The sequence below is a fragment of the Pedococcus sp. P1_H8 genome, assembly GCF_056405175.1.
The window spans coordinates 60,895-81,647 of the sequence record NZ_JBFUCP010000003.1 but is presented as its reverse complement, the minus strand read 5'-3'; the positions used below and the strand labels follow the sequence as shown (position 1 = coordinate 81,647).

The 20,753-nt window shown below is 70.6% G+C and carries 23 protein-coding genes; 15 read left to right on the top strand and 8 right to left on the bottom strand.

The genetic code is table 11. From position 1 onward, the window contains the following. Positions 1-176 precede the first annotated feature (176 nt). From AC1DYG_RS03830 to mshD, 3 genes are read right to left on the bottom strand one after another with little or no spacing between them, the layout of a single operon-like run. Positions 177-1,145 carry an NUDIX hydrolase gene (locus tag AC1DYG_RS03830; protein ID WP_477638571.1) on the bottom strand — a complete coding sequence of 323 codons (969 nt, stop codon included), beginning with the start codon at positions 1,143-1,145 and terminating at the stop codon, positions 177-179. After that, the gene (locus AC1DYG_RS03825) at positions 1,142-3,403 is read right to left on the bottom strand and encodes an RNA degradosome polyphosphate kinase (protein ID WP_477638570.1); all 2,262 of its coding nucleotides are present in this window, start codon (positions 3,401-3,403) and stop codon (positions 1,142-1,144) included. Before AC1DYG_RS03825 ends, AC1DYG_RS03830 begins: the two co-directional genes overlap by 4 nt. Continuing rightward, complete coding sequence (gene mshD, locus AC1DYG_RS03820; protein WP_477638569.1) at positions 3,400-4,335, bottom strand: mycothiol synthase; 936 nt, start codon at positions 4,333-4,335, stop codon at positions 3,400-3,402. The genes AC1DYG_RS03825 and mshD overlap by 4 nt, the downstream gene beginning before the upstream one ends. A gap of 133 nt (positions 4,336-4,468) precedes the next feature. Between mshD and AC1DYG_RS03815 the strand changes: the two genes are divergently transcribed. Beyond that, positions 4,469-6,379: a bifunctional metallophosphatase/5'-nucleotidase gene (locus AC1DYG_RS03815; protein WP_477638568.1), complete on the top strand. Its 1,911-nt coding sequence runs from the start codon at positions 4,469-4,471 to the stop codon at positions 6,377-6,379. A 141-nt stretch (positions 6,380-6,520) separates the two neighbouring features. On the opposite strand, the gene AC1DYG_RS03810 is transcribed toward AC1DYG_RS03815, so the two are convergent. Then, a complete protein-coding gene (locus tag AC1DYG_RS03810; protein ID WP_477618400.1) occupies positions 6,521-7,225 on the bottom strand; it encodes a winged helix-turn-helix transcriptional regulator in 705 nt (234 codons plus the stop codon). A gap of 107 nt (positions 7,226-7,332) precedes the next feature. On the opposite strand from AC1DYG_RS03810, the gene AC1DYG_RS03805 reads away from it, so the two are divergent. Both AC1DYG_RS03805 and AC1DYG_RS03800 read left to right on the top strand, forming a co-directional pair. Continuing rightward, positions 7,333-7,608 (top strand): MoaD/ThiS family protein, encoded by a 276-nt coding sequence (locus AC1DYG_RS03805; RefSeq protein ID WP_477638567.1) that lies wholly within the window; start codon positions 7,333-7,335, stop codon positions 7,606-7,608. A 16-nt stretch (positions 7,609-7,624) separates the two neighbouring features. Then, the gene (locus AC1DYG_RS03800; RefSeq protein WP_477638566.1) at positions 7,625-8,479 is read left to right on the top strand and encodes a hypothetical protein; all 855 of its coding nucleotides are present in this window, start codon (positions 7,625-7,627) and stop codon (positions 8,477-8,479) included. A 183-nt stretch (positions 8,480-8,662) separates the two neighbouring features. Here AC1DYG_RS03800 and AC1DYG_RS03795 read toward each other — a convergent pair whose 3' ends face one another. Then, positions 8,663-9,031 (bottom strand): DsrE family protein, encoded by a 369-nt coding sequence (locus tag AC1DYG_RS03795; protein WP_477638565.1) that lies wholly within the window; start codon positions 9,029-9,031, stop codon positions 8,663-8,665. 122 nt (positions 9,032-9,153) lie between these two features. On the opposite strand from AC1DYG_RS03795, the gene AC1DYG_RS03790 reads away from it, so the two are divergent. The 3 genes from AC1DYG_RS03790 to AC1DYG_RS03780 are packed head-to-tail and all read left to right on the top strand — an operon-like array spanning position 9,154 to position 11,192. After that, a complete protein-coding gene (locus AC1DYG_RS03790; RefSeq protein WP_477638564.1) occupies positions 9,154-9,651 on the top strand; it encodes a heme-binding beta-barrel domain-containing protein in 498 nt (165 codons plus the stop codon). A 9-nt stretch (positions 9,652-9,660) separates the two neighbouring features. After that, positions 9,661-10,248 (top strand): arsenate reductase/protein-tyrosine-phosphatase family protein, encoded by a 588-nt coding sequence (locus AC1DYG_RS03785; RefSeq protein WP_477638563.1) that lies wholly within the window; start codon positions 9,661-9,663, stop codon positions 10,246-10,248. Next, positions 10,248-11,192 carry a hypothetical protein gene (locus AC1DYG_RS03780; protein ID WP_477638562.1) on the top strand — a complete coding sequence of 315 codons (945 nt, stop codon included), beginning with the start codon at positions 10,248-10,250 and terminating at the stop codon, positions 11,190-11,192. Before AC1DYG_RS03785 ends, AC1DYG_RS03780 begins: the two co-directional genes overlap by 1 nt. 84 nt (positions 11,193-11,276) lie before the next feature. Here AC1DYG_RS03780 and AC1DYG_RS03775 read toward each other — a convergent pair whose 3' ends face one another. Further along, the gene (locus AC1DYG_RS03775; protein ID WP_477638561.1) at positions 11,277-12,299 is read right to left on the bottom strand and encodes an LCP family protein; all 1,023 of its coding nucleotides are present in this window, start codon (positions 12,297-12,299) and stop codon (positions 11,277-11,279) included. A 98-nt stretch (positions 12,300-12,397) separates the two neighbouring features. Between AC1DYG_RS03775 and AC1DYG_RS03770 the strand changes: the two genes are divergently transcribed. Next, positions 12,398-12,772, top strand: coding sequence for a Fur family transcriptional regulator (locus AC1DYG_RS03770; RefSeq protein WP_477638560.1), 375 nt, complete (start codon positions 12,398-12,400; stop codon positions 12,770-12,772). Beyond that, positions 12,757-13,815, top strand: a complete 1,059-nt coding sequence (gene ygfZ / locus AC1DYG_RS03765; protein ID WP_477638559.1) for a CAF17-like 4Fe-4S cluster assembly/insertion protein YgfZ — start codon at positions 12,757-12,759, stop codon at positions 13,813-13,815. Before AC1DYG_RS03770 ends, ygfZ begins: the two co-directional genes overlap by 16 nt. A gap of 99 nt (positions 13,816-13,914) precedes the next feature. Here ygfZ and AC1DYG_RS03760 read toward each other — a convergent pair whose 3' ends face one another. Further along, positions 13,915-15,330, bottom strand: coding sequence for a tyrosine-protein kinase domain-containing protein (locus AC1DYG_RS03760; protein ID WP_477638558.1), 1,416 nt, complete (start codon positions 15,328-15,330; stop codon positions 13,915-13,917). Between the two features lie 157 nt (positions 15,331-15,487). Between AC1DYG_RS03760 and AC1DYG_RS03755 the strand changes: the two genes are divergently transcribed. From AC1DYG_RS03755 to AC1DYG_RS03725, 7 genes are all read left to right on the top strand, one after another. Continuing rightward, positions 15,488-16,330 (top strand): beta-keto acid cleavage family enzyme, encoded by an 843-nt coding sequence (locus AC1DYG_RS03755; RefSeq protein ID WP_477638557.1) that lies wholly within the window; start codon positions 15,488-15,490, stop codon positions 16,328-16,330. 190 nt (positions 16,331-16,520) lie between these two features. Beyond that, a complete protein-coding gene (locus AC1DYG_RS03750) occupies positions 16,521-16,964 on the top strand; it encodes a helix-turn-helix domain-containing protein (protein WP_477638556.1) in 444 nt (147 codons plus the stop codon). 1 nt (position 16,965) lies between these two features. After that, positions 16,966-17,670: a hypothetical protein gene (locus AC1DYG_RS03745; RefSeq protein WP_477638555.1), complete on the top strand. Its 705-nt coding sequence runs from the start codon at positions 16,966-16,968 to the stop codon at positions 17,668-17,670. Positions 17,671-17,736: 66 nt separating this feature from the next. Then, positions 17,737-18,717 carry an asparaginase gene (locus AC1DYG_RS03740; protein WP_477638554.1) on the top strand — a complete coding sequence of 327 codons (981 nt, stop codon included), beginning with the start codon at positions 17,737-17,739 and terminating at the stop codon, positions 18,715-18,717. A gap of 6 nt (positions 18,718-18,723) precedes the next feature. Further along, positions 18,724-19,149 carry a D-aminoacyl-tRNA deacylase gene (dtd, locus tag AC1DYG_RS03735; protein WP_477638553.1) on the top strand — a complete coding sequence of 142 codons (426 nt, stop codon included), beginning with the start codon at positions 18,724-18,726 and terminating at the stop codon, positions 19,147-19,149. Positions 19,150-19,165: 16 nt separating this feature from the next. Then, a complete protein-coding gene (locus AC1DYG_RS03730; RefSeq protein WP_477638552.1) occupies positions 19,166-19,504 on the top strand; it encodes a DUF2516 family protein in 339 nt (112 codons plus the stop codon). Next, entirely contained in the window at positions 19,501-19,884 is a 384-nt protein-coding gene (locus AC1DYG_RS03725; RefSeq protein WP_477638551.1) for a phosphomannose isomerase type II C-terminal cupin domain, read from the top strand. Before AC1DYG_RS03730 ends, AC1DYG_RS03725 begins: the two co-directional genes overlap by 4 nt. A 37-nt stretch (positions 19,885-19,921) precedes the next feature. Here AC1DYG_RS03725 and AC1DYG_RS03720 read toward each other — a convergent pair whose 3' ends face one another. Further along, complete coding sequence (locus tag AC1DYG_RS03720) at positions 19,922-20,710, bottom strand: class I SAM-dependent methyltransferase (RefSeq protein ID WP_477638866.1); 789 nt, start codon at positions 20,708-20,710, stop codon at positions 19,922-19,924. Positions 20,711-20,753 lie beyond the last annotated feature (43 nt).

Sequence of the window (20,753 nt, the reverse complement as noted above, 5' to 3'; positions counted from 1 at the left end):
CTTTCCACAGGGGAAAATCAGGGGGCGGGCATTCGTGCCCGACGCCCCGAAGGTAGGCAGGCCGAGTGACGCAGCGGCCCGTGGAGGGTGAACGGACGGTGAACACCAGTCAGACATTCGAGGTCGCCCCACCGACCCCCCGGGATGCAGGGGGTGAACGAGAGGTCAGGAGCACGTCAGGAGCGCTGGTGGTGCGCCGGCAGGTGGCGTTCGACGGCGACCACGCGGGCGCTCGCTCCCGTGCCCACGAGGTGGGCCACGAGGACCTCCCCCTTGGCCATCTTGTCGCGCACCGCTGCCCGTAGCGCCCCCTCGACCTGGTCGGCCTCCGGCTCGTCGGGAGCCACCCGGGCGAGGAGCAGACCCAGAAGCGCCGGCAGCACCGGTCCGTGACTGCAGAGGGCGGCCGGTGCGCCCCGCTCGACCAGCCGCTCGAGGTGCCGGACGGCGCGAGCCGGCTCCGCGGCATACCCCTCCTCGCTGAGGCCCTGCTTGGTGCGCAGCGCCGCCCCGAGCTGCGCCGCGAAGGGGCGCAGCGTGTCGGCGCACCGCACCGACGGCGAGCTGACCAACCGCTTGACACCGTATGCCGCGAGCACCGGTGCGATGCCGGCCGCGCGTTCCTGCCCGGCGGCGTCGAGGGGGCGCAGCTGGTCGTCCTCCGCCCACGAGCCGCGGCCCACCGCGTGGGCGTGACGCACGAGGGCCAGCGGCCAGGTGGTCAGGGTGCCGACGTTGTCGGCCCGCACGACCGCGCGCAGCTGGTCACGGTCGCGCGCGTAGTCGAGGCGGTCCGAGGCGGTGACGACGTCCAGCCAGCGCACCTCGTCGATCTCGTTCTGCAACGGCCCGGCGGGACTGGTGGCCTCGGCGGCCCAGTAGCGGACCTCCTTGGTCGCGGGCTGGCCCGTCGCGTCGAGCACGGTGTACTCCGCGCCCGGCAGGGGTCGGCCCAGCCCGACGGCCAGGGACGTCTCCTCGAGCGTCTCGCGGACGGCGGCGACCGGCCACTCCTCGCCCGGGTCCAGCTTGCCCTTGGCCCACGACCAGTCGTCATACTTCGGTCGGTGCACCAGCGCGACCTCGAGCTGGCCGCGACGGCGGCGCCACGGAATGGTGCCCGCGGCCGGGATCGGGGCCGTCAACGCCGGCGGGCCTTGCGGCGGCGCTTGGCGTGCATCTCGATCATGGAACTCTGCAGGTCGGCCAGTGGCTCGCCGTCCTCGTCGAAGTTGACCCGCGTCCACCGGCCGTCGCCGGTCAGCTTCCAGTGGGCGTAGGTGTCGCTCATGCCGCGGGCCATCAGCGACTGGAGGTCGGCGATGTGCTTGGGGTCGGCCAGGCGCACGAGGGCCTCGACCCGGCGGTCGAGGTTGCGGTGCATCATGTCGGCGCTGCCGATGTAGACCTCGGGTTCACCGCCGCCGCCGAACAGGAACACCCGCGAGTGTTCGAGGAAGCGCCCGAGGACGGAGTGCACCGTGATGGTCTCGGAGAGCCCCGGCACGCCCGGGCGCAACGAGCAGATGCCGCGCACCCAGATGTCGACGTCCACCCCGGCCTGCGAGGCACGGTAGAGCGCGTCGATGAGCTGCTCGTCGACGATCGAGTTGAGCTTGAGCTGCACCAGGCCCCCACGCCCGGCCTCGGCGTGGTCGATCTCGGTGTCGATGCGTTCGAGCAGGCCGGACCGGACGGACCTCGGTGCCACCAGCAGCCGCTTGAACTTGCTGCGGGGTGCGAAGCCGGACAGCTGGTTGAACAGGCGGGCCAGGTCGTCGCCCACCTGCGGGTCGGAGGTCAGCAGGCCGAAGTCCTCGTAGAGGCGGGCGGTCTTGCCGTTGTAGTTGCCGGTGCCGATGTGGCAGTAGCGGCGCAGGCTGCCGTCCTGTTCCTGGCGCACCACCATGCAGAGCTTGGCGTGGGTCTTGAGCCCGACCATGCCGTAGACGACGTGGACGCCGGCGTGCTCCAGCTTGCGGGCCCAGGAGATGTTGTTCTTCTCGTCGAAGCGCGCCTTGATCTCCACGATGGCCAGCACCTGCTTGCCGGACTCGGCGGCGTCGATGAGGGCGTCGATGATCGGGGAGTCGCCGCTCGTGCGATAGAGGGTCTGCTTGATGGCGAGCACGTTCGGGTCGTTGGCCGCCTGCTCGATGAAGGCCTGGACCGACGTCGAGAACGAGTCATAGGGGTGCTGCAGCAGCACGTCCTTGTCGCGCACGATCGGGAGGATCTCCGACGGCTTGGAGCTCTCGGCGGGGGCGAGGTCGGGGTGCATCTGCCCGCGGAACGGCGGGTAGCGGAGGTCGGAGCGCTCGAGGTCCGCGACGAGGTTGAGCCCGCGCAGGTCGAGGGGAGCCGGGAGCCGGTAGACCTCGCTGTCGGTGACACCGAGCTCGCGGACCAGCATGTCGAGCACGTGGTCGTCGATGGTCTCGTCCACCTCGAGACGGACCGGCGGCCCGAACCGGCGACGGGTGAGCTCCTTCTCCAGGGCGGTGAGGAGGTTCTCGGCGTCGTCCTCCTCGACCTCGAGGTCCTCGTTGCGCGTCACCCGGAAGGTGAAGTGCTCCCGCACCTCCATGCCGGGGAAGAGCATGTCGAGGTGGGCGGCGATGACGTCCTCGAGCGGCACGAACCGGGTGCGGAACAGGTCCGACGTCGACGGCTCGCCGGCCTCGGGCTCGATGTGCAGCAGCCGCGGCAGCAGGGGCGGCACCTTGACGCGGGCGAAGTGCTCCTTGCCCGTCTTGGGGTTGATGAGCACCACCGCGAGGTTGAGCGACAGCCCCGAGATGTAGGGGAAGGGGTGAGCCGGATCGACCGCCAAGGGGGTGAGCACCGGGAAGACACGGTCCGTGAACAGGCTTGAGTGGAGCGTCTGCTCGGTCTCGCTCAGCTCGTCCCAGCGGACGATCGAGATGCCCTCCTCCTCGAGGGCGGGCTGCACCTTGTCCTTGTAGACGAGGGTCTGCATCGCCTGCAGCTCGTGGGCGACGAGCGAGATCTGCTCGAGGACCTCGCGCGGTTCGAGCCCGGAGGCGGAGCGCACGGCCAGGCCCGTGGCGATGCGCCGCTTGAGCCCGGCGACCCGGACCATGAAGAACTCGTCGAGGTTCGAGGTGAAGATCGCGAGGAAGCGCGCGCGCTCGAGCAACGGCACGGAGTCGTCGGCAGCCAGCTGCAGGACGCGTTCGTTGAACTGCAGCCACGAGATCTCGCGGTCGAGGAAGCGGTCGGCCGGCAGGCCGCTGTCGTCCTGGCCCCCGGCAGCGTGGACCACCCGCATGAAGCGTCCGTTGGACGCCCGCGGCTGCGCACTGGCGATCGACACCTCGTGGCCGGCCTCGTCGCCGTCGAAGATCTCGGGTTCGTCCGTGGGGCGGGTGGTCACACTCATGGCGTCATCCTGACAGTGCCGGGTGAACGCGCCGGCTGAACAGCACGCGAATACATCACGTCGACCATGATGCTGCGAAAACCCAGCCCCGTGTAGGTGCGTATCGCCGCGTGGTTGTCCCCGTCGACGTAGAGAACGACCTCGGGGAGTCCGAGCCCGGCGAGGTGGGCCAGCCCGAGCGCCGTGACCGGCCGCCCCAGACCCCGTCCCTGGTATGCCGGGTGCACCCCGACCACGTACACCTCGCCTGCCGGTCGGTCCGGGTCCACCGACGAGCGCTCGTCCGGATCGACCTTGGTCCAGTGAAAGGCGGCCACCTCGCCGGGGGACTCGTCGGCCTCGACGAGGATGAAGCCAGCCGGGTCGAACCAGGGCTGCGCCATCCGTTCCTCGAGGTCGGCGATCGTCAGCCGTCCCTGCTCCGGGTGGTGGGCAAAGGCCGCGGCGTTGGTCGCCAGCCACGCCTCCTCGTCACGCCCGGTGACGAAGGAGCGCGCCGTGAAACCGGCGGGCAGTGCGGAAGCCGCACGGTCGAGGTCGTCGCCGCCCAGCGGGCGGGCCATCTTGTGCAGCTCGCGCACCGCCTCCAGCCCGGCGATCAATGCCAGGGCTCGGGCAGCCGGCAGCCGACCGTGTGCCCACAGCCGGACCTGAGGAGCCGCCTCGAGGGCCGCGTCCACGAGGGCTCGGCCGATCCCCTGACGCCGGAAGTCGGGGTCGACGACCAGCTCGCCCGAGGCGGCGGCCCCTGCAGTGGAGTCGAGCTGGGCGTACCCCGCGAGCTGCTCCCCGGCATACCCGAGCAGGTGGCGGACCCGGCCGCCCGGGGAGGCGAGGGACAGCAGGGACTGTTCCGACAGCGGAGCGACGCCGTCGGCAGCAACGGCACGGCGCTGCAGGTCATGGACCTGGGCGGCTTCAAGAGGCGTCAAGGTGTCGGCACTGCGGACAGGAGATAACGGCACGAAAAGCATTGCACCATGCATCTTCCCTAACCGGAGATCCGCGGTTAGCGTGCACGAATCCGGCTACCGCCGGTTTTTCCTCCCGCACAAGGACGCACACATGACCTCATCCCGCACCCGACGCCTATCCAGCGTCGTGGCCGTGGCCGCCCTCGCGGCCACCGGTGCGGCCTTCACGGGAGGCAGCACGTCCGCTGCCCCCAACGGGCCGACCATCGACATCCAGCTGCTGTCGTTCAACGACTTCCACGGCAACCTCGAGCCCCCGTCAGGATCCGGTGGCCGGATCATCACCTCGGACACCTACAACGAGACGGCGTCGGCTCCCAACCCGGTCACGGGCGTCGTGACGTACTCAGTCACGCCGACGACGGTGAACGCCGGTGGTGTCGAGTACCTCGCGGGACACCTCAAGGAAATGCGTCAGGGACACCCGTACACCGCGACCGTCGCAGCGGGCGACATCGTGGGTGCCTCCCCCCTCCTGTCGGCCGCGTTCCACGACGAGCCGAGCATCGAGGCCATGAACAGCCTCGGCCTCGACGCCACGGCCGTGGGCAACCACGAGTTCGACGAGGGCTACAAGGAGCTGCAGCGCCTGGCCAACGGCGGCTGCCTCGATGACGGCGCCGGCGCGGCCAACCAGGACTCCTGCCCTGGCGGCAAGAGCTTCGCTGGTGCGGACTTCCCGATCCTGGCCGCCAACGTCCGCGTCAAGGCGACCGGTCAGACGATCCTGCCGGCCACCTGGGTCAAGAACTTCAAGGGAGCCAAGATCGGCTTCATCGGCATGACCCTCAAGGACACCCCCAACATCGTGACCGCCTCTGGCATCGAGGGCCTGGAGTTCACCGACGAGGTGCAGACAGCCAATGACCTCGTGCCCCAGCTCGAGGCCGAGGGGGTCAAGGCGATCGTCGTCCTCATCCACCAGGGTGGCGTCCCCCTGCGGACCGCGACCTACCCCGGCGGGCCCCACACCAACCCGGCCAGCGGTCTGGAGAACAAATTCGACACGGCCTGCCCGACGGGCACCAGCACGGGTCTGAACCCCAACACCAGCGCGAGCCCGATCATCCCGATCGCGCAGCAGCTGTCCCCGCAGATCGACATGATCGTGAGCGGCCACACCCACACGCCGTACGTCTGCAGCATCCCCGACCCGGCAGGGCAGCCGCGTCTGGTGACGTCGGCGTCCTCCTTCGGGCGCCTCGTGACCGAGACGACGCTGACCTTCGACCGTCGCACCCAGGACATCGTGCGCAGCTCGGTGGCCGGCAGCAACGTCATCGTCACCCGCGATCCCGCCCTCAAGGATGCGGCGGAGACCAAGATCATCGGCGACTACAAGACGCTCATCGCCCCCATCGCGAGCAAGGTCCTGGGATCGATCAGCACCGACATCACGACGGCGTCCAGCTCGGCCGGCGAGTCGAAGCTCGGCGACCTCATCGCCGATGCCCAGCTGGCCGACCCGTCGACCATCACCGGCGGGCAGACTCCGGTCGTCGCCTTCATGAACCCGGGCGGCATCCGCACCAACCTCACCTACGCCAACAAGTCGTGGAACGAGGCTCCGGGTGAGGTGACCTACGACGAGGCCTTCCAGGTGCAGCCGTTCAACAACTACCTCGTGTCCGTGTCGCTCACGGGCGCTCAGATCAAGGAGATCCTGCGCGAGCAGTGGGGTGGCGGTGCGACGACCTCGCCCAACACGATCGCCAGGCCGGTCATCCTGCAGGTGTCGGCGGGCTTCGCCTACAGCTACAGCGACACCCCCACCGGGCGAGTTCTCGGACCGGTGACCGTCGGCGGTGTCGCGCTCAGTGACACGGCCACCTACCGCGTCGTGACGAACAACTTCGTCGCAGACGGTGGCGACGGCCTCCCCGGCTTCCGGGTCGGCACCGGCAGGTTCTTCGGCGGCCTCGACATCGACGCCTTCGCGAACTACCTGCAGGCGCACTCGCCCTACAGCCCGGTCGCGGACGCCCGGATCACGAAGAACTGAGCACTGCGCACTGACGCGGCAACGCGGCATACGGCACGGACGAAGGCGCCCCTCCCGGGAACGGGAGGGGCGCCTTCGCGGGTGGCTGGCGTCTGGAGCCGGCTCATGCTGGTCGCGCGAAGCGTTGCAGCGCAACGGGTTTCAGGCGTCGGCGTGCGCGTCTTCGCGGGGGACGTCCTCGGCCGGGACGAAGCGGTAGCCGACGTTGCGCACCGTGCCGATGAGCACCTCGTGCTCGGAGCCCAGCTTGGCCCGCAGCCGGCGGATGTGGACGTCGACGGTGCGGGTGCCCCCGTAGTAGTCGTAGCCCCAGACCTCCTGGAGCAGCTGGGCCCGGCTGAACACGCGACCCGGGTGCTGGGCGAGGTACTTGAGGAGCTCGAACTCCTTGTAGGTCAGGTCGAGCAACCGTCCGCGGACCCGTGCGGAGTAGGTCGCCTCGTCGATCGTGACCTCGCCCGAGGTGATCTGGACGTCCTCGGGTTCCTGGGTGTCCACGAGGCGGCCGGCCGCGAGCCGTAGCCGCGCCTCGACCTCGGCCGGGCCGGCGGACTCCAGCAGGACCTCGTCGACGCCCCACTCTGCCGTGATGCCCGCGAGACCGCCCTCGGTGAGGATGGCGATGAGGGGCACGGACATCCCGGTGGCGCGCAGCACGCGGCACAGGGAGCGCGCCACGGCCAGGTCGCGGCGGGCGTCCAGCAGGACCGCATCACACGGCGGGGCATCGACCAGCGCGGTGGGCTCGGCGGGGATGATGCGCACGTGGTGGGTGAGCAGGCCCAGTGCCGGAAGCACCTCGGCGCTGGGGGCCAAGGCGTTCGTCAGCAGCAACAGACGGGCCATGCCTTGAAAGGATACGGGCGATGGCCCCCCGGTGGGCCTCTGCACACATGGTGAGACCCTTGTCTCACGAGAAGAGCTCACCAGAGTCGCACGAGAGGAGCGTGGGTATGCCGCGTGACGACGATGCCGCGACGGTCACCGTCGGCTCGGCCACCGTCCGCTATTGGGCGGGCGCCCGGGCTGCGGCCGGCGTCGAGACCGACCTCGTGCGGGACTGCGCAACCGTCGCCGAGGCCGTGGCAGCGGTCGATGCGCTCCATCCCGGACTGTCGCCCGTGACGGCAGTCAGCACGCTGCTCCTCGACGGCCGGGCGGCGCACCGCGACGACCCTCTCCCGGACGGCTCGGTGCTGGAGGTACTGCCTCCCTTCGCCGGGGGGTGATGCGAGGATGCCCCCTGTGTCCGACGTCCCCGAGCAGGCGCCCAACAACCCTGCCGTCCCGCTGACTCGGCGCGAGCGTCGAGCGCATGCCCAGACCGCCCCGCCCGCCCTGCCGCGACGAGCCCTGCTCCCACGACCGCTGTCGATCGCCGCGACCGTGGCCTTCGCCGCCCTGGTGGCCCTCACCGGCTACGCGAGCCCGTCGTTCGTCGCGCTCGCGGTGGCGCTGGCCGGGTTGGTGCTGGCCTGGGGCTGGCCGCTGCTGCTCAGCCTGCCGAGCCCGCGCGGCACCAGCACCGTGCTGGCCATCGGCACCCTGCTCATGACAGGGACCGCCCTGCTGACGCGCCACGACCCCTACCTCGAGTGGATGCCGGCAGCGCTCGCCGTCGCGGTCATCGTCGCCTTCCTGCACCAGCTGATGCGCCGTGACGGCCGCCCCCGCCTGACCGAGTCGGTGGCCGCCACGATCTCGGGACTGGCGATCATCTCGGCGGGCACCGCACTCGCCCCGATCCCGCACGTCCTGGCGGGTGAGCCGGCCCTCGCGGCCGCGATGGCCGGGCTGGGGATTGGCGCCCTCGCCGATCCCTGCGTCTCGATCGCCCGGCTGCGGCAATGGGCGCTGTTCATCGCCATGCTGCTCGGGGGCGGCGCCGCCCTGGTCGTCTCCCTGGTGGCGGGTGACCCGATGCCGGGTCCCGCGGCTCTGCTCGGCCTGCTCGCCGCTGCCATCTCGCACGCGGCGCGCCGGGTGCTGGCCCCGCTGCCGGCGACGGCCATGCCACGGGCCCAGCTCGCCGTGGCTGCCGCGTCCTCCCTGCTCGTCGGCGTGGTCGCCTACGTCGTGGTCCGCTACTTCGTCGCCTGACCTCCGCAGGCCCCCGACGCCTGCCGACTTGTTGCCGGCTGCTGGTCACCGAGCGCCCGGATCGCGGGTCCGGTGACCACCGGAGAGCAACAAGTCGCAGGGAGCGGCGGCGGGTCCGCGGGACGCGAAGGGGGCACGCGGCATACCCCCGGCCGTGGCTCTGGGGCCGAACGCCCGCTGCGGTCAGTAGACGAGGGCCTGGGCGCCGGGAGCGGTGACCTCCTCGACGAACGCCGCCGCGCCGCGGATCACCACACCGGGCACGAGGTCGGCCTCGCTGAGGTCACGTCGCGCTGCGCACTGCCCGCACACGGTGACCGTCCCGGCGGCCACCACGGCGTCGCGCAGGTCTGCCAGAGCCGCGGCGTGGGCCAGCTCGACCGTCTCCGCGCGCCCCGGCACGCCCATCCACGAGGCGTCCCCCGTGAGCCACAGGCTGACGCCCACGCCGCTGGCCACTGCGGTGGCGGCGACCGTGAAGGCCTGGTTGAGGCGTTCGAGCGACTCGGTGCCACAGGTGACCTTGATGACGAGCGTGCGCGGGTCTGTCATGGTCCACAGGCTACGATCTGGCGCGTGCACACGTTCTACATCTCCCTGCTCGCCCTCACGGCCGTGGTGATCACCTGGTTCGCGGGGTTCGTCGTCTACCGCCTGGTCAAGACGCCGCGCTGATGCAGTTCACCATCGACCCCGACCTCCCCCGAGGGCTCGCGCCCCTGGCCTGGCTGATCGGCCGCTGGGAGGGCGCTGGCGTCGTCGGCTACCCCACCATCGAGTCGGCCAACTTCGGTCAGGAGATCGAGGTGACCCACGACGGTCGCCCGTTCCTCGAGTGGCACAGCCGCACGTGGCTGCTCAACGACGCGGGCGAGAAGGTGCGGCCGCTGGCGACCGAGCTGGGCTTCTGGCGGCCCTTCGCCGACGGTGAGGTCGAGTTCCTCCTCACCCACCCGACGGGGATCGTCGAGCTCTACTACGGCAAGGCCGAGCCGGCCAAGATCGAGCTGCGCACCGACGGCGTCCTGCGAAGCCCTCAGGCCAAGGAGTACAACGCCGCCACCCGTCTCTACGGCCTGGTCAACTCCAACCTGATGTGGGCGATGGACATGGCCGCCGTCGGTCAGCCGCTGCAGAGCCATCTGTCCGCCGAGCTCAAGCGCGTCGGCTAGAACGCACCCATGGCATCGACACCAGCGCGGATCCTCACGGTCTGCACCGGCAACATCTGCCGGTCGCCGTTCCTCGAGCGCGCCCTCCAGGCCGAGCTGGACCGATCGTGGGGCCCCGGCGCCGTCGAGGTCTCCAGCGGTGGCACCGGTGCGCTGCCCGGCCACGCGATGGAGGACCAGGCGCGTGCGCACCTGGAGACCAAGGGGTATGCCGCGGACGGCTTCCTCGCCCGTGACCTCACGCAGTCGATGATCGCCGATGCCGACCTCGTGCTGACTGCCACCCGCGCGCACCGTGGCAAAGTGGCCATGCTGCACCCGAAGGCGCTGCGTTACGTCTTCGCGTTCCGGGAGTTCGCCGACCTGCTCTCCGGGCTGGACGAGTCGGCCGTGCACCTCCCGTCCGACTCGGCCGCGGAGCACATCGCGCGCGTCGTCGCGCTGGCTGCCGGTCAACGGGGGATGCGGGCGCCGCTCAATGACGCCGAGGCCGACATCGTCGACCCCTACCGCAGGCCTGCGCAGGTGTTCGAGGACATGACCGACCAGATCATGGGTTCGCTGCCCGCGGTGGCCCGAGCGCTGGGGAGGCCCTGATGCCCCGCCTGGGCGACCGAGCCGGCATGGTCGGTTTGGCGGCCTTCCTGGTCGTGGACGTGGTGCTCGTGGGCTTCGCGATCAGCAGCACGCGTCAGCCGGTGGACCAGGGTGGCTCCACCATCGGCACCGGCGTGGTCGCCTCGCCCTCGGGTCCCCGCACCACCACGGCCACGAGCGGCACGACCACGACGGGCCCGACCACGCCCAGCGTCAAGGTCGCCCCGTTGACCCAGGGTCTCGTGGCGTTCGACAAGAACAGCGCGTTCCGCTTCACGACCGGCAGCTGCAAGTCGGGCGGTTCCAAGCTCGAGCTCACCCGCAATGGCGGAGCGAGCTGGGGTCCCCGATCGGTCCCCTACGACACCATCGTTCGCGTCCGGGTGCGACCCGACGGTTCGGCGTTCGTCGTGGGCGCCGACTCCGAGACCGACTGCACGCCGGCCATCCGCCAGGCAGGCGCCCTCGACGCCGACTTCGGGGACTCGGTCGTCGTGAAGGATGCCTGGTTCCGCGACCCGAGGGCGGGCGCGTCGATCGGTCTCCCCACGGGTGGCACCGGCAAGCCGTGTGGCTCCAGCCCCGTGGTCGACCTCGCGGTGGTGGACAGCGGCGCTGCCGCCCTGTGCTCCGACGGGCGGGTCAGGGTGAGCACCTCGGGGGCGCGCTGGGACACCTCGGCCACCGTCGAGGGCGCCCTCGCCCTCGCGCTCAACGCCAAGGCGCGTGCGTTCGTCGTGGTTCCCGGTGCCGACTCCTGCAACGGCCTCGCGGTCGTGGAGGCGGCCAAGCCCACCCAGGCTCTCGGCTGCGCAGCCGTGGACCTCACCAAGGTCGAGCCCGGGACGGTCGCCCTGTCGGTGACGTCCGGGTCGGGCTGGCTCAGCGTGGGAGACGCCGTCTACCTCGCCGGTGGCAACCTCGCGACCTGGAAGCAGGACTGAACCTCCGCGTGCGCGCCGTAGGCCCCTGACCTGCCTGACGCGCCGCGCCCGTGACTTGCCACGCGCAGTACGCGCCTGACGCGGCTACGGCGTGTGCGTGACGTCCTGGTAGCTGCTCATCGCGTCGTTCTGCAGCGCCTCGCCGAGGGCCCGCATGCCGGGCTCGTCGACCAGGTCGATGGACGCACCGGCGGGTGAGGTGCCGAAACCGGTGAAGGGCGCCGTCACGAACGCGATGTCGCCCCCCCGCAGGTTGCGCAGCGACAGGGCCTCGCTGCGCATCTTGCCCACCGAGAACGCGTCGTCGACCGTCAGGTTTGCCGTGCCCGCGTCCACGAACTGCGCCAACCTGACCGGGTTGGTCAGGACGCTCTTGCTCAGGGACTTGAGCATCAGTGCCTTGATGAAGGCCTGCTGGCGACGGCCGCGCGAGATGTCGCCCTCGCTGAGGTCATGCCGCTCGCGGACGAAGGCCAGCGCCTCCGCGCCGCCCATCTCCTGGTAGCCCTTGGTGAACGTGTAGCCGTCCGAGCTGCTCGACTCCTCGACGTAGACGTTGACCCCGCCCACGGCGTCCGTCATGTTCTTGAAGCCCTCGAAGTCGACCAGGGCGACGTGGTCGATCGGCACCCCGACGAGGTTCTGGACCGTCTGGACCAGCAGCGGCGACGACCCGTAGGCGAAGGCCGCGTTGATCTTGTCCTTGCCGTGGCCGGGGACGCTGACGTAGAGGTCGCGCGGGAAGTGGACCAGCGTGACTGTCTTGCGGTCGCTCGCGAGGTGCATGAGCACGATGACGTCGGAGCGGGCGCCGGCCAGTCCGGCGCGGGCATCGGACCCGATGAACAGGATGTTCTGCGCCTGCTTGGCCTTGGGCTTCTTCGTCGGTGCGGGCGCGGCGCCGCTCACCCCCGGGGTCGGCAGCAGGGCGTCGCGCTGGACGTTCGAGCTCACCGTGTGGTTGAGGAAGAGCAGGTATGCCGCGATGCCTCCGACCACGACCAGGATGACGAGCGTCAGGAGGACGGCCAGGGTCCGCCGAAGGCGCGAACGCTTCTTGGGCGCCTTCGCAGGCGGGGACTGGGTCTCTTCGAATTGGTCGAGCACCCGGACAGTGTAGGTATCGCCCGAGGGCCCTTGTGGCCGAACCGTAGAGTGGGATCGTGCAAGACGTCGGCGAGCGATTGCGTGCCCAGGGGCGGCGGATGACGCCGCAGCGCCAGCGAGTGCTCGACGCAGTGGCCCGGCTGGGTCACGCCACGCCCGAGGACGTCGTGGCCCAGGTGGCGCGCGACGGCGATCCGGCCCTGGCGCCGTCGACCGTCTACCGGGCCCTGGACGCCCTGGAGTCACTTCAGGTCGTGGGACACACCCACCTCGACCACCGCGCGCCGAGCTATCACCTCGCCGACCACGCCGACCACATCCATCTCGTCTGCCGCACCTGCGGCCGCGTGCAGGAGTGCCCCAAGGAGTACGCCGAGGGCTTCGCGGGGAATGTTCTGGCCGGTTCGGGCTTTGTTGCTGACGTGACACACATGGCGATCCACGGAGAGTGCGGCACATGCGCGACGCGCTAGAGACGACCACCGAGACCGGTATGCCGGCGGTGGAGCGCTCAGTGCTGCTCGGCCACCCCGGCGCCGTGGAGGGGGACGGGCCCGATGCGGGTGTCGCCGCCCACTACGGCGACCCGCTGCGAGAGCAGCGCCTCCTCTCCGAGGGGCTGGCCGTCGTGGACCTGTCGCACCGCGGTGTCGTCACCGTCACCGGACCGGACCGACTGTCCTGGCTCCACTCGATCACCAGCCAACAGCTCACGGGTCTCGGCCCGCGGGAGTCCCGCGAGGCGTTGGTGCTGACCCCCAAGGGCCACGTCGAGCACAACCTCCACCTCGTCGACGACGGCGAGACGACCTGGATCACCACGGAGCCCGGACGGTCGGCGGCACTGGTCGGCTGGCTCGACTCCATGCGCTTCATGCTCAGGGTCGAGGTGGCGGACGTGACGCCCGAGTGGGCAGTCCTCGGCGAGCCGTCCGGGCTGGAGTCCCAGCCCGGGGAGCGCCTCTCCTGGCGCGATCCGTGGCCCGACCTCGTGGGTGACACCGCGGCATACGGACCGGTCGAGGGGCACCCGGGACTGGGGCGCACCTGGCGTGAGGTCCTGGTCGAGCGGCCGGCGCTGGCGGAGGCGGTCGCAGACCGCGACCTCGCGGGCACCTGGGCGAGCGAGGCGCTGCGCGTCACGGCCTGGCGTCCGCGGTTGGGCTTCGAGACCGACCACCGCACCATCGCCCACGAGGTGGACTGGCTGCGCACGGCGGTGCACCTGCACAAGGGCTGCTATCGCGGACAGGAGACGGTGGCCCGCGTCCACAACCTCGGTCGTCCGCCACGCCGCCTGGTCTTCCTGCACCTCGACGGGTCGGGACACACGCTGCCCGAGCGCGGCGCACCGGTGATGGCCGGTGACCGACAGGTGGGCCAGCTGACCTCGGTGGCCAGGCACTTCGAGGACGGCCCGGTCGGGCTGGCAGTGGTCAAGCGCAACACCCCCGTCGACGACGTCCTCGACATCGCCGACGTCAGCGCCAGCCAGGTCGTGGTCGTCGCCCCGTAGGGCCGACGCAGGAGCGGCGGGCCGCGCCGGACCGTCGCTGGGCGACGCAGGAGCGGCCCGGCTTCAGACCAGGAGGCGTCGCCACAGGAGGCGAGCGGCTCAGACCCCGGCGACCTGGGCGCTGCGGTCGCGGGCGCGCTCCTTGCGGCTGCGGGTCGCCGTGATCGGTGCGTACCCCTCGGCGTAGTAGTAGTTCTCGGCGTTCGCGCCACGGGTCGGGATCCGGTTGACCACCAGGCCGAGGACGTTCCCGTTGACCGCGTTGACGGACATGAGCGCGCGGCTCAGCTGCTCCTTGTTGACGACTCCGCAGCCGACCACGAGCACGACTCCACCGGTGATCGTGCTCAGGACGGTGGCGTCGGTCACGGGCAGCACGGGCGGAGCGTCGATGATGACGTAGTCGAACATCTCCTCGAGCTGACGGATGGTGCGCGACATCGTCTCCGAACCGAGCAGCTCGCTGGGGTTCGGCGGGATCTGACCGGCGCCGAGCACCTGGATGCCGGTGTCACCGAAAGGCTGGAGCACGTCCGCGAGCTCGGCCTGACCGATGAGGACGTTGGTCAGGCCCACCGAGCCCTCCATCCCCATGTAGCGCAGGAGCCGGGGCCGACGCAGGTCGCCCTCGATGACACAGACCCGGGCGCCGGCGGCAGCCATGCTGATCGCGAGGTTTGCCGTCGTCGTCGTCTTGCCCTCGCCGGGAAGGGAGGACGTGAACACGATCGAGCGCGGGTGGTTGGCGGCATCGACGAACTGCAGGTTCGTGCGCAGTGCCCGGAACGCCTCAGCACGCGGGCCGTGCGGGTCGGACTGGACGATCAGGGGGTTCTTCGGACCCTCGGGATCGAAGGTGATCCCACCGATGATCGTCGCGTCGACCGCCTCCTTGACGTCGCGCTCGCTCTTGATCGAGGTGTCGAACGTGTCGCGCAGCAGGGCGACACCGAGACCCACGAGGAGGCCGAGGACCACGCCGAGGCCGATGTTGCGCACGGGGTTCGGGCTGATCGGGCCCTGGGGCACCGATGGCGGACGCACGACCGACACCTTGACCGGGCTGACCGAGTCGCCCACCCGCTCGAGGTCCAGGATGCTGGTCGAGAACTGCTTGCCCACGGCACTGGCGATGCGGGCGGCCTGCTCGGGGTCGCTGTCCGTGACCAGGACGTCGATGAGGACGGTGTCGAGCGGCACGTTGGCAGAGATGCGGGCGCCCAGCTCGTCGGCGGTGCCCGGGAGGCCGAGGTCCTTGATGACCGGGTCGAGGACGGTCGGCGTGGTGATCAGGTCGGAGTACGACTTGACGCGCTGCTGGGTGAAGGTGTTGCCCTGCAGCAGCTGGGTGGAGTCCTGACCGCCCGAGGTCGACACGAACAGCTGGGTCCGCGCCTGGTAGGTCTTGGGGCTCCACAGGGTGAAGAGTGCCGCCAGGGCCACCATCAGGAGGGTCACGGCAGCGATGGCGCGCCAGCGCTTGCGCACGACCCGGTAGTAGTCGTGAAGGTCCACGGTCCTGCTTTCACTGTCTGGGCGCGGTCGATGAGCCCCGGTTGGTTTCGATTGCTGTGAGCGCCGACAGTCTCCCACACAACGACTCGGGAACCCGGTTCCCCGTGCTGGAGCGGCCCTGATGATGGCGGTGGGAGCGGCTGTCATGATGGCGCCCATGGCTCCCACGACCGGCACCCTGATCACCGTCGCGCCCACCGGTGCGGAACTGGCCAAGGCGGACTTCCCGCAGCTGCCCACGACGCTCGAGGAGCTCGTCGAGACGGCCGTGGCCTGCGAGTCGGCGGGTGCCTCGATGATCCACCTGCACATCCGCGACGGTGAGCACCGGCCGACCTTGGACGGCGGCTACCTCAAGGCTGCCGTGGACGCGCTCCGTGAGCGCACCTCCCTGGTCATCCAGCTGTCGACCGGGGGCAGCGTGCACGACCCGCTCGACCAGCGGCTCACGGTCCTCGACGCCGAACCCGACTCGTGCTCGCTCACCTGCGGCACCACGAACTTCGGCGACGACGTCTTCCTCAACCCCTACGGCTTCATGTCCGACCTCTACGTGCAGGCCCAGGAGCGCGAGGTGGTCCCCGAGTTCGAGCTGTTCGACCTGGGCCACGTCGCGTCGCTCGCCCGCCTCATCGACAGCCACGGCCTCCCGTTCGGGGGCAAGGTGCACGTCGACTTCGTGACCGGGGTGCCGGGCGGTATGCCGGGCACGCCCGCTGCGCTGCTGGCCGGTGTGGCGATGCTCCCGCCCGAGGTCACCTCGTGGTCCGCGACGGGCATCGGTCGCAGCCACCTGCCGGTCGCGGCAGCGGCCCTGGCCGCCGGTGGCCACCTGCGGGTGGGGATGGAGGACAACGTGGTCTTCGCCCGCGGCATACCCGTCGAGCGCAACTCCCAGCTCGTGGAGCGGGTCGCCCACCTCGCAGAGGTGATGCAACGCCCGGCGCTCTCGACCGAGGATGCGCGCCTGATGCTCGGCGTCAAAGACCGCCGCCGCTGACCTGAGCGGTGGTCCCACCTTTATCGGGTTGAGGGACATGGTTGCGCTTCACCCGACTTCCGTTCCGGGGTGAAGCGCACCTTTATCGGGTAACCCGATAAAGGTGCGGCACCCCGGATGTATGCCGTGTGATGGGGAACACGCTGCCTCCAGTTTGCATTCTGCTAACTGGAGCAAGCAGACTGGGGGCATGAGCCGAATTCCGTTGGGGCCGCTGGGCGGCAACAACCTGGGTGACTACCTGCGCGAGCAGCGTCAGTCCGCCCGGCTCTCGCTGCGCCAGCTCTCCGAGCTCGCCGGTGTGTCCAACCCCTACCTGTCGCAGATCGAGCGGGGCCTGAAGAAGCCCAGCGCCGAGATCCTCCAGCAGCTCGCCAAGGGCCTCGAGGTCTCAGCGGAGTCGCTCTACGTACGGGCCGGGATCCTCGACGAGCGGCACGGCGACGCCCCGGCGACGCACGGCGGACCGCTCGACACCAGGGCCGTCATCGGCGCCGACCCGCAGCTCACAGACCGGCAGAAGGCCGCACTGCTCGACATCTACGACTCGTTCGTGGGCGTCGGCAGCAAGCCTGGAACCACCAAGCCCGGCACCACCTCCCGTCCCAAGACCGCCCGCAACAAAGGAGCATGACATGGCATTCGTTGCCGACATCCGCAAGACCGTCACCGACACCACCCCGGTGTTCGCCGCCGTCGGCCTGGCCGACCTCGCCGTCGAGAAGGTGCGCGACGCCCGCGTCAAGGCCACCGGCGTCCGGATCGACCTCGACCCCGCCGCGCTGCAGACCAAGGCCCAGGTCCGCGTGACCGAGGTCGCCGAGCAGGCGCAGGAGCTCCCGGCCCTCGCCCTCAACCGCAGCCTCGAGCTGGCGGGCAAGGCGCAGGAGACCTACGAGACCGCCGCTGCCCGTGGCGAGAAGCTGGTCAAGCGCGTCCGCACCCAGAAGTCGACCAAGGACCTGCTCGCGCAGGCCGAGGCCACCTTCGCCCTGGGCAAGGGTGCGGTCACGACCGTGCGCAAGTCCGCCACCGACATCCAGCGCTCGGCCAAGGCCACGCTGACCACCGGTCGCAAGGAGGCCGCTGTCGCCGCCGACGCCATCGCCGACTCGATCGTCGTCGAGGCCACGGAGGCCGGCGCCGCGGTCAAGGACTCCGCCACCCGCACGCGCACCGCCGCCAAGCGCACCGCGACCACCACGAAGAAGGCCGCTGCCAAGAGCACGTCCGCCACCAAGGGCGCGACGACCAGCGCGAAGAAGACGGCCACCGCCACCAAGAAGGCTGCCAGCTTCACCCGACAACGGTTTCCGGGTGAAGCGCACGTTTGTCCCTAAACCCGATAAAGGTGGGGTTGCAGGTCTGGGGGCTAGCCGCGAAGTACTGGTGGTTAGGCTCGCCGGGTGAGCACGCCGCAGACAGCCACCCCGCCCGCCCTCGCCGACGCACCGGTCCTTGCGCACTACGTGCGGGGGGGCTTCGTCGAGTCCGCGCATCGAGCCTCCGTGGTCGCCACCGCGCCCGACGGCAGCCACCTGCTGGCGCTCGGCGCCGTCGACGACCCGATCTTCCCGAGGTCGTCGAACAAGCCGATCCAGACCCTGGCGATGGTGCGGGCAGGGCTGCGTATGCCGCCCGCGCACCTCGCGCTCGCGTCGGCCAGCCACTCCGGTGAGGACTTCCACGTCGCGGCAGTGCGCGACATGCTCGCGTCGGCGGGGCTGACCGAAGCCGCCCTCCAGAACACGCCGGACTACCCGGTCAACGAGGAGGCTCGCGAGGCGGTGATCCGTGCGGGCGGGGCCAAGACGCCCATCATGCAGAACTGCTCGGGCAAGCATGCGGCGATGCTGGCCACGTGTGTCGTCAACGGCTGGGACACCAAGACCTACCGCGAACCGAACCACCCTCTGCAGCAAGCGATTTCGCAGACCATCGCCGACCTGACCGGTGACGAGATCACCGCTGTCGCCGTCGACGGCTGTGGCGCGCCGGTGATGGCCGTGACGCTTGCGGGGCTGGCCCGCGCCTTCGGCCGGATGGCCGCTGCCGACCCCGCCACGCACGAGGGCGAGGTGGCGGACGCCATCCGTGCCAACCCGGCATACCTGGGGGGCAGTGATCGCGACGTGACCGCCCTCATCGAGGCCACCCCGGGCCTCATCGCCAAGGACGGCGCGGAGTCCGTGTATGCCGTGGGGCTGGCCGACGGGCGCGGTGTCGCGGTCAAGGTCGCCGACGGGTACCCACGGGCCAAGCCGGTCATCCTGGCGGCCGCGTTGCGGCGCCTCGGCGTCGAGTCCTCCGCGCTGGCCCAGCTCGAGAACTCTCCCGTGCTCGGGCACGGCGAGGTCGTCGGCGGCATCGTCGCCGTCAACCTCTGAGGCGACGTGCGTGCCGTCCTGCAGCGGGTGACCAGAGCCTCCGTCTCGGTCGAGGGCGAGGTCGTCGGGGCGATCGACCGGCCCGGATTGGCGGCCCTGGTCGGTGTCACCCACGACGACGGCCCTGAACAGGTTGAGGCCATGGCCCGCAAGATCAGCGAGCTGAGGATCCTGCGCGACGAGCGTTCGGTGCTCGACGACGCCGCGCCGGTGCTGGTGGTCAGCCAGTTCACGCTGTACGCCGACACGCGCAAGGGTCGGCGTCCGTCGTGGAACAACGCGGCGCCGGGCCCGGTCGCGGAGCCGCTCGTGGACGCGGTCGTCGCGGCACTGCGTGCCCGCGGCGTGGAGGTTGCCACGGGCCGGTTTGGCGCGATGATGGAGGTCACGCTCGTCAATGACGGTCCGGTCACCCTGATCGTGGACGTCTGACCCTTAGGCTGTGCCCATGTTCTCCGCGCTCGGTTCCGCACAGGGCATCGTGATCCTGCTGCTCAGTCTCGCCGCCTTCGCGGCTGAGGTGTTTGCCCTCGTCGACGCGCTGCGCCACCGGCCGGACGCGTTCATCGCGGCGGGCAAGCGCACCAAGAAGTTCTGGACCATCGTGACGGGCGTCGCCGCACTGCTCGGCTTCATCTCGGTCGCGAACTCGTTCACCCTGTTCTCGGTCGGGATCATCGCCATCGTCGGTGCCGGCATCTACCTCGCCGATGTGCGTCCTGCCCTCCAGCAGGTCAGTGGCAGCGGTCGCGGCGGGCAGCACATGGGCCCCTACGGACCGTGGTGAGCCGGGACGTGGCCGAGCTGCCCGATCCGCGTGAGGAGATCTTCACGGTCCAGCGCCCGTGGGGGAACTTCCAGCAGTTCGTCTCCAACGAGCGCGTGACCGTCAAGATCATCACGGTCGACCCCGGCCACCGGCTGTCGCTGCAGACCCACGACCACCGGGGCGAGTTCTGGCAGGTGCTGGACGTGCCGATCGAGGTCACCGTCGGGGACCGCACGTGGACGGCAGCACCGGGCGAGCCGGTCTGGGTGCCCTGCAACGCGGTGCACCGGATGGCCAACAAGGGCGACCGGCCGGGCCGACTGCTCGAGATCGCCTTCGGCGACTTCGACGAGGCCGACATCGTCCGTCTCGAGGACGACTACGCCCGCGACTCCTGACGCAGGCGACTCCTGACGCCCGCGGCAGTGGGGGCGCTCACGGGCGGGGGGCGACGGCTGACCAGTCGACGGTGACCTCGCCCAGGCGCCACCTCGCCGGCCCGTCCTGGACCGGCCAGCCGTCCTCACGCACAGCGTCGACCGCTGCCAGGAAGCGCTGCCGCACGCCGAAGCTCGCGTGGTGGGCCGCGTGCACCCAGGCCCTGTCCAACGCCTGGAGCCAGGCGTGGACCGGCTCGCCGTCGACGTTGCGGTGGATGAGCGACTTGGGGAGGCGCTCGGCGATGTCGGAGGGGCGGTCGAGCCCCCGCAGCCGCCACGACAGGCTCAACGAGACGGGGCCGGTCCGTCCGACCGCGATCCACGCGCTGCGCCGGCCGAGCTCGTCGCAGGTGCCGTCGACGAGCAGGCCGTCGGGTGACAGCCGGTGCTGGACGGTCGCCCACGCGTCGGCCACGTCTGACTCGTCGTACTGCCTCAGCACGTTGAACGCGCGCACGATGGTCGCCTGACGCCCGTCGATCGGCACCTCGAACCCACCGAGCCGGAACGAGAGCCCCTCACGCTCGAGGGGTCTGCCCAGCGACACTCGCTCCGGCTCGATCTCGATCCCCACGACCTGGACGTCCGGACGCACCCGCCGCAGGCGGTCGTGCAGCTCGACGGCCGTCACCGGGGAGGCGCCGTACCCGAGGTCCACCACGACCGGCATACCGACGGCCCGCCGCAGGCGCCAGGCCTGGGGACCGGCCAACCAGCGGTCGACCCGGCGCAACCGGTTGGGGTTGGTGGTGCCGCGAGTGATGGTGCCCACCGGTCGCTGCACAGCCACGCGGGCAGCCTACGCGGCGAGGCGCCCTAGGCTGGGC